At 60.6% G+C, this 1,639-nt stretch carries 2 protein-coding genes; one reads left to right on the forward strand and one right to left on the reverse strand.

Annotation, left to right across the window (positions count from 1 at the left end; translation table 11 throughout):
• Positions 1 to 268 precede the first annotated feature (268 nt).
• Positions 269 to 484 (forward strand): hypothetical protein, encoded by a 216-nt coding sequence (locus BCL93_RS17010; protein ID WP_112056548.1) that lies wholly within the window; start codon positions 269 to 271, stop codon positions 482 to 484.
• Positions 485 to 706: 222 nt separating this feature from the next.
• On the opposite strand, the gene BCL93_RS17015 is transcribed toward BCL93_RS17010, so the two are convergent.
• Positions 707 to 1,531 (reverse strand): Tim44 domain-containing protein, encoded by an 825-nt coding sequence (locus BCL93_RS17015; protein ID WP_112056547.1) that lies wholly within the window; start codon positions 1,529 to 1,531, stop codon positions 707 to 709.
• Between the last annotated feature and the right edge of the window lie 108 nt (positions 1,532 to 1,639).

Genomic DNA, 1,639 nt, shown 5'->3' on the forward strand with positions numbered 1-1,639 from the left:
GACAATCACGCGACAGAAAGGCTCGCCCGATGGGTGCGCCTCGATAGCTCTTCCTTCTCACCCCGGCCGCTGACGCGCCCGGGGTTTTTTGTGTCAGCCCCGTGCGCTTGACCTGATGTGTATATTGCCGGTGAGTCATACGCGACGGCATGGCCCAGGCGCTTGAGGTGGACGAGCTATGGGTAGAGCCGCAGCGCCAGGACGGCTATGGTGTGTGGACTGACACTCGTCGTCAGGTATGGCAACCATGATTCAGGAGGACAACATCATGAACGTGAAGCTTACGGACAAGCTGAAGGACAAGCTCGGCATCATGCTGCTGGTGGCCATGATGGCCGTTGCCATCACTGGCTGTGAAGAGGAAGGGCCTGCGGAACAGGCCGGTGAAAAGATCGATAACGCCATGGAGGACACGGGGGATGCGATCGAGGAAGCCGGTGATAACGTCGAAGAGGCGGCCGATGAGGCACAGTCTGACTATTAAGGTAGCGTTGCCGGGAAAGGCCAGGAAAGAGCACTGGGAAAGCGTACGGCATCCGCATACTGATACCTGCGCATGAACTCACTTGCTCAATCAGGTGGCCTGAGAGAGCCCCTGGGCGGTGGGATAATCAAAAAATGCCGGGCAAAAGCCCGGCATTTTTGTGGGTGGTTCTTGAGGCAGTGCTTGAAAGAGTATCGCGAGAATCAGCCTCGCGAGTGAGTGTCAGGCTCCCGGGTTCTGCTCGATGCCCTGCAGGTACCAGGGGGCGTTGTCACGCAGCTCGCGAATCAGGTGCCAGGTCTCATTGAACTCGTTGTGCTCGCCGTTCTCGTCCATGACGCCGTGGAAAATGACCGTGGCCTCGGCCTGCTGACCGATTTCTCGCACGTCGCCAAGCTCCGCGAACAGCCTGACGATCTCGGTACGATTATTGGCAGGGTGGTTGGTGCGCTCTTCACGCAGCTGGTTGTAGAACGCTGGCGTGACAAACTCCTGGATACCGGCGAAGTCGTTGTTGTCCCAGGCGCGTTGCAGGGTCATGAAATGCTCCTTGGCCCCGCCCAGGAAGCGTTCCTTGTCGAACCAGCTCGGTGTGCTGCCACTGCCGCCAAGGCCACCGCCGATAGGCTCTGAGGTGGTGAAAGGCTGTGAGGTGGCCTGCTCGCGGCGGGCCATGGAATCACCACCGGCGGTGGCCGGCTGGCGACGCTTGGCGAATAGGCGGAACAGCAGGAAGGCCGCACCGGCCACCAGCAATAGGTCCATCAGGCGCAGTTCGTCAAAGGCTCCGCCGAAGAACAGCGAAGCCAACAGGCCACCGGCCAGCAGGCCGGCGAAGGGGCCGGCGAAGCGTGACAGGCCCCGCGAGGGCTGGCGGGCGCCAGTACCCGCGGTGGCATTACGATTGGGCGTAGAGGCGGTCGAGTCCGCCGAGCGGGAGTAGGAGCCGAAGCTTTTTCCGCCGCCCAGGCGCTTGGCCTCGGCGTGATCAACGGCAAGGCCCAGGCTCATGAAGGTGGCCAAGATGAGTACGAAGATATTGCGCATGGGGAGAGAAGACTCCGTAACCGGCCGGTGAACCCATCTGCCGAAAGTACCTGAATTCCATCACAGTAGGTGCCCACCTATGAATAAGTGGACACCTACCATGACGGA

Source organism: Onishia taeanensis (assembly GCF_003268885.1).
Lineage (GTDB): Bacteria > Pseudomonadota > Gammaproteobacteria > Pseudomonadales > Halomonadaceae > Onishia > Onishia taeanensis_A.